Origin of the sequence: Streptomyces luteolifulvus (assembly GCF_008806595.1) — a bacterium.
Classification (GTDB): domain Bacteria; phylum Actinomycetota; class Actinomycetes; order Streptomycetales; family Streptomycetaceae; genus Streptomyces; species Streptomyces luteolifulvus.
In genome coordinates, this window is the sequence record NZ_VZRB01000074.1 from 8030 (window position 1) to 14209 (window position 6180).

6 protein-coding genes and 1 pseudogene are annotated in these 6180 nt (G+C 64.7%); all 7 read left to right on the forward strand.

The genetic code is table 11. The features are described 5' to 3' along the window. On the forward strand, window positions 1–698 hold a 698-nt coding region (locus F7R91_RS41200), incomplete at its 5' end, for a YggS family pyridoxal phosphate-dependent enzyme (RefSeq protein WP_225321126.1). A gap of 47 nt (window positions 699–745) precedes the next feature. Further along, window positions 746–2836 (forward strand): oxidoreductase, encoded by a 2091-nt coding sequence (locus F7R91_RS41205; protein WP_150958926.1) that lies wholly within the window; start codon window positions 746–748, stop codon window positions 2834–2836. Next, entirely contained in the window at window positions 2836–3870 is a 1035-nt protein-coding gene (gene trpD / locus F7R91_RS41210; RefSeq protein WP_150958928.1) for an anthranilate phosphoribosyltransferase, read from the forward strand. The genes F7R91_RS41205 and trpD overlap by 1 nt, the downstream gene beginning before the upstream one ends. Further along, window positions 3867–4658, forward strand: a complete 792-nt coding sequence (gene trpC, locus F7R91_RS41215; protein WP_150958930.1) for an indole-3-glycerol phosphate synthase TrpC — start codon at window positions 3867–3869, stop codon at window positions 4656–4658. The genes trpD and trpC overlap by 4 nt, the downstream gene beginning before the upstream one ends. 50 nt (window positions 4659–4708) lie before the next feature. Further along, the gene (locus tag F7R91_RS41220) at window positions 4709–5332 is read left to right on the forward strand and encodes a LysE family translocator (RefSeq protein WP_150958931.1); all 624 of its coding nucleotides are present in this window, start codon (window positions 4709–4711) and stop codon (window positions 5330–5332) included. Window positions 5333–5405: 73 nt separating this feature from the next. Next, window positions 5406–6017, forward strand: a complete 612-nt coding sequence (locus tag F7R91_RS41225; protein WP_150958933.1) for a phosphoribosylanthranilate isomerase — start codon at window positions 5406–5408, stop codon at window positions 6015–6017. 15 nt (window positions 6018–6032) lie between these two features. Then, window positions 6033–6180: pseudogene (locus F7R91_RS41230) on the forward strand (cysteine--tRNA ligase); the annotation flags it as partial.

Here is a 6180-nt window from a genome sequence, read left to right on the forward strand (position 1 = left end):
TGAGCACGCCAGACTATTCGGGCATAGCCGATGGTCTTGCCCGCGTACGCGAGCAGATCGCAGCCGCCTCTGCACGGGTGGGGCGCACGCCCGAAGACGTACGGCTGATCGCCGCGTGCAAGACCTTCGACGCGGATACTGTGCGAGAGGCCATCGGCTGTGAGCAGATGGTGTTCGGCGAGAACTACGTGCAGGAGGCGAAGGTCAAATGGCCTGACCTCAAGGACGAGTACCCGCATACCGAACTTCACCTTATCGGGCCGCTGCAGACCAACAAGGCACGTGAGGCCGTGGCTCTGTTCGATGCCATTCACTCCCTGGACCGCCATTCCCTCGCCAAGGCGCTGTCCCGCCAGTGCGAGAACCAGGAGCGTCACCCGGTGATGTTCGTCCAGGTGAACACGGGGGAAGAACGGCAGAAGTCCGGTGTCCTTCCTGGGGAAGCCGACGATTTCATTGCAGCTTGCCGCAACCTCTATGGGTTGAACGTCGCCGGCCTTATGTGTATACCCCCGGCGGGGCAGCCGCCTGAGCAGCATTTCGACCTTCTCGCGAAGATAGCCGCGCGCAATGGGCTCAGCGAGTTGTCCATGGGAATGAGCAGTGATTACGCCACGGCCGTCGCGTATGGAGCGACCAACGTACGCGTAGGCTCCGCGATCTTCGGCAACCGGTTCTATCCGCCCGCCGGCCAGTAATACATCCAACATGGCTTCTCGCGTGGTCACGACGAAGGGAACACGCGTTGTCCCGCCCATCCCGCTTCGACATCCTTTTCGAACCGCTTCGGATAGGCCCTGTCACCACCAAGAACCGCTTCTATCAGGTACCCCACTGCAACGGAATGGGCCGAGCCTATCCGTCGCCCATGGCAGCCATGCGTGGCATCAAGGCCGAGGGCGGTTGGGGAGTGGTGTGCACCGAGCAGTGTGACATCCACTACTCGGGCCAGCATCAGCGTGAACTGCGCCTCTGGGACGCCCAGGACATTCCGACGCTGGCCCGGGCCGGCGACCAGATCCACGAGCACGGCGCCTTGGCCGGCGTCGAACTGGCCCACAACGGCGGACACGTGGCCAACCTGGAATCCCGTGCTGTGCCGATCGCGCCCAGCACGGAGGCCACACGCAGCCTCTTTCCCGGCACCGCCCGCGCCATGGACAAGAACGACATCACGGCCTTTCGCCGGTGGCACCGCGAGGCCGCACTCAACGCCAAGCGCGCCGGCTTCGACATCGTCTACATCTACGCCGGGCACAGCATGACCCTGCCCATCAACTTCCTTTCGCCCACCAGGAACAAGCGCACCGATGAATACGGCGGCAGCTTGGAGAACCGCGCCCGTCTGCTACGTGAGCTCATCGAGGACACAAAGGAAGCCATTGGCGACACCTGCGCCGTCGCGGTCCGCTTCTGCATCGACGAAATGATGGGCCCACGGGGGATCACCGCGGACGGTGAGGGCTACGAGGTCATCGAACTCCTCGGTGAACTACCTGACTTGTGGGACATCAACATCTCCAACATGGCGTACGACGGGGCCACGGCCCGGTTCGAGCAGGAGGGCTGGCAGGAGAAGTACGTCAAGCGCGTCAAGCAGGCCACCACGAAGCCTGTGGTCGGTGTGGGGCGCTTCACCTCACCCGACACCATGGTGTCCATGCTCCGGTCCGGCACCTTGGACCTGATCGGGGCTGCCCGCCCCTCGATCGCCGATCCTTTCCTCCCTTCCAAGATCGAACAGGGCCGTTTCAACGACATCCGAGAGTGCATCGGCTGCAACATCTGCCTGGCCTTCGACTCACTCGGCGCGCCCATCCGCTGCACACAGAACCCCACGATGGGCGAGGAGTGGCGTCGCGGCTGGCATCCCGAGACCATCCCGCCCAAGGACACCGACGACACCGTGCTTGTTGTCGGTGGCGGTCCCGCCGGACTGGAAGCCGCCCGGGGGTTGGGCCAGCGTGGCTATGACGTGATTCTCTGCGAAGAGAGCCGTGAACTCGGGGGACGGGTCACACGCGAGGCCCGACTGCCCGGCCTCGCGACGTACGGCCGTGTGCGGGACTGGCGTCTCGAACAGCTCAAGCGCATGAAGAATGTGCAGCTCCTGCCCGACAACCGCGTGACGGCCGACCTGGTCCTGGAAGCCGGGTGCTCCCTTGTGGCCATCGCTACCGGGGCAACATGGCGTGACGACGGTGTCGGGCGCTACCACGCCGAGCCGGTTCCCGGACTGGATGACGTCAAAGTGTTCACGCCGGACGACATCATGGACGGCCGGCTTCCCCGAGGCCGTGTCGTGATCTACGACGACGACCACTACTACATGGCGGGCGTCATCGCTGAGCAGCTCGTCGCCGCAGGGTGTGACGTCACATTCGTGACCCCCGAGCCCACAGTTGCGGCCTTCACCCAGTACACCGCCGAGCAGAAGCGCATCCAGCGCCGCATCATCGAACTCTGCTCCGCAGTCCACACATCCACCACGCTCGCTCATGCCGAGCCGGGCACCGCCCACCTTGCCTGCACCTACACACGACGTGAAACCGCCGTGGCCGCCGACGCAGTTGTCCTGTCCACGGGACAGATCCCCAGGGACACGCTCTACCAGGAGTTGGTGGAACTCGGACCCGCTGTCCTCGAAGAGGCAGGCATCCGCCGAGTAGTGCGGGTCGGCGATGCCCTCGGTCCCGGGATCATCGCCGGCGCCGTGCACAGCGGGCACCTGTTCGCTCGCACCCTCGACACGGCCCTGACCGATGAGACCCCCTACCGGCGCGAGAACGTCACACCCGACTGGGACCGGCCCCTGCCCTCGAGAGGTACTGCGTGATGGGAACGTTCAAGGAGTTCCTCGCCAAGACAGCCGACGGCCATCCCCTGACCCGGCAGGAAGCCGCCGACGCCTTCACGATCATGACGACTGGTGAGGCAACCCCTTCCCAGATCGGCGCGTTCCTGATGGCCCTGCGCGTACGCGGGGAGACGGTCGACGAGATCACAGGCGCGGCGACCAGCCTGCGCAGCAGAATGCGCACGGTCAAGGCACCCATAGGCGCGGTTGACATCGTAGGCACAGGAGGCGACGCCTCGGGCTCGTACAACATCTCCACCTGTGCCGGGCTCATAGTGGCCGGTGTGGGCGTCCCCGTGGCCAAGCACGGAAACCGCGCGCTGTCCTCCCGCTCCGGCGCGACCGACGTGCTGAGCGCACTCGGCGTCCGGACCGAACTTTCCCCGGCAGAGGTCGAGCACTGCATATCCGCGGCGGGCATCGGCTTCATGCACGCGCCGAACCATCATCCCGCCCTCAAGCATGTGGCGCCCACGCGTGTTGAACTCGCCACTCGCACTGTGTTCAACATCCTCGGCCCGCTGCTCAACCCCGCCGGGGTCCGGCATCACCTGGTCGGCGTCTACTCCCGACACTGGGTCGAACCCCTTGCCCAGGTTCTGGGCGAACTGGGATCCACACACGCGCTGGTCGTGCACGGATCGGACGGCCTCGACGAGGTCACCACCACCGGTCCCACGTACGTTGCGGAACTTGCAGACGGTGTGGTGAAGACCTTCGAGATCACGCCCGACGACGTGGGGATCCGCACCGCTCGCCCGGAGGAACTGCGGGGAGGGACGCCTGCCCACAACGCCGAATCGTTGAAGGCGGTCCTCGATCGAGCCCAAGGGCCGTACCGTGACATCGCAGTTCTGAACGCTGCCGCCGCGCTGCTCGCGGCTTCCCATGTCACCGACTTCAGGCAGGCCGCTGTCCTTGCAGCTGAGTCCATCGATTCCGGACGGGCAGGGGAATGTCTGTCCGCCTTGATCGAAGCATCCAACGCCAATGTCACCGGGGACGCCTCATGAGCGATCTGCTGACTCGTATCACCGCGTACAAGCGTGAGGAGATCGCCGAGGCCAAGAAGCAGCGGCCACCGTCGGCTTTGCGGGAGCAGGCCGCGAGCATTGCGCCCCCGAGGGGTTTCCTGGCCGCGATCGAACAACGGCAGCAGCAGGATGAGTACGCGCTGATCGCCGAGGTCAAGAAGAAGAGCCCGTCCAAGGGCCTGATCCGCGCGAACTTCGATCCGGCGGAGCTTGCCCGCGCCTACGAGGCAGGGGGCGCCACCTGCATATCCGTACTGACCGACGGCCCTTCGTTCGACGGCAGCCTGGACCACTTGGGCGTTGTTCGGAGGACAGTTGGCCTGCCTCTGCTCCGCAAGGACTTCATGCTCGATCCTTATCAGGTCGTCGAATCCAGGGCCTGGGGAGCGGACGCGATCCTGCTGATGCTGTCCACCGTCGACGATGACACCGCCCTCGCCCTTGAGGATGCCGCGCGAGAGTTCGGCATGGACGTCCTGGTCGAAGTGCACGACGGCGAGGAACTGGAGCGGGCGGCTCAGCTGCGGTCCCGACTGATCGGGATCAACAACCGCGATCTCAAGACCATGGAGACCAGCTTGGCGACTGCCGAGAACCTCGCCCCGCACGTCCCCGAGGGCAAGGTCATCGTCGGCGAGAGCGGGCTGCGCACCCCGGAGGACCTCAAGCGCATGGCGGCTGCCGACATCACGGCGTTCCTCGTCGGTGAAAGCCTGGCACGGGTTCACGATGTTGAGTCCGCCACGAGAGCGCTCCTGACACAGTAGTGCCGTCATTGACGCAGTAGTTGGACTGATCGCCAAGGGAGCAGCTGTTCATGAGTGTTGAGTTTCTCATCACCGCGTTCATCATCGTGGTTTCCCCGGGAACCGGCGCGGTGTACACCGTCGGCACAGGGCTGACGCGCGGGTTCCGCATGTCGGTCGTGGCGGCCTTCGGCTGCACCCTCGGTATCGTTCCGCATCTGGCCGCGGCGATCGCCGGGCTTGCCGCCATCCTCCACACCAGCGCGCTGGCGTTCGAGAGCTTCAAGTGGGCCGGCGTCGGCTACTTGCTCTTCCTCGCCTGGCAGACCCTGCGCGAGAAGGGGGCAATGAAGATCGAGGCCGAGGACAGGAGCCAGGTGAAGGAGCGGTCGGCAGTCCGGGTCACATGGACTGCGATTCTGATCAACTTCCTGAACCCGAAGCTGTCCATGTTCTTCCTGGCGTTCCTGCCTCAGTTCGTTCCGGCCGACAGCACCAATTCGCTGCCTCACATGCTCGAGCTCTCGGCCGTTTTCATGATCATGACGTTCGTGGTGTTCGTGATCTACGGCGCCTTCGCGGCAGCTGTACGGGACCACATCATCACTCGCCCGAAGGTACTGGCATGGATGCGCCGGACCTTCGCTGTTGCCTTCGTCGGGCTGGGCCTTCAACTGGCCCTCGCCAGCCGCTGATTGCGACCTTCGCCGCTCACGCACCCGTCTTGGAAGGGGTCTGCGGAGCAGACAGAACCGTTGAGGGGCCTCTATGCGAAATCATCTGTTCATCAAGCTCTGTGGGCTCAAGACCGAAGAGGACGTGGACACGGCTGCTGAGGTGGGTGCCGACGCCATCGGCTTCATGTTCGCGGACAGCCCCAGGCGTGTGGACGCCACCACAGCCATACGGCTCATCGAGCGAATTCCGTCACATGTGATGACCGTCGGGGTTTTCCGTAACCAGCCAGTGGGTTACATCCGCTCCGTGGCCAACATCACCGGAATCGGTGCAGTGCAGCTTCACGGAAAGGAAGAGCGAGGGCACTTCGCCGCGCTCAGAGATGGGTCGTGGACGCTCATTCGGGGAGCGTCGTACCGCGAACCTGTCCCGCAGTGCGGGCAGATGGGCGAAGACATTCTGCTCCTTGACGCACCCACGCCAGGCGCCGGGATCCCGTGGGACTGGACCCGAAAAGCTTTCCGTTCCCCCGGTGACGAGTGGCTCCTGGCCGGCGGCCTCACACCGGACAACGTGGCCGAGGCGGTTGAGATCACCAGGCCCTGGGGTGTGGACGTGTCCAGTGGGATCGAAAGGGTCCGAGGGGTCAAAGACTCGGCGCTGATCCGGGCCTTCGTCAAGGCCGCACGAGCTGTTGCCTGAGGCCGAGGAGACGTCTTGTCAATCCGTTTCTACGACACCAGTGTCCGGCAGATCCGTGACTTCACCCCGCTCCAGCCGGGCTGCGTCTCGATCTACCTGTGTGGCGCCACCGTGCAGGCGGCCCCGCACATCGGGCACATCCGGTCCGGCCTCAACTTCGACA

What these genes read in the sequence shown, in the direction of transcription:
- trpD (WP_150958928.1), top strand. Translation starts at nt 2,836, where the DNA reads ATGGGAACGTTCAAGGAGTTCCTCGCCAAGACAGCCGACGGCCATCCC.
- trpC (WP_150958930.1), top strand. Translation starts at nt 3,867, where the DNA reads ATGAGCGATCTGCTGACTCGTATCACCGCGTACAAGCGTGAGGAGATC.
- F7R91_RS41220 (WP_150958931.1), top strand. Translation starts at nt 4,709, where the DNA reads ATGAGTGTTGAGTTTCTCATCACCGCGTTCATCATCGTGGTTTCCCCG.
- F7R91_RS41225 (WP_150958933.1), top strand. Translation starts at nt 5,406, where the DNA reads ATGCGAAATCATCTGTTCATCAAGCTCTGTGGGCTCAAGACCGAAGAG.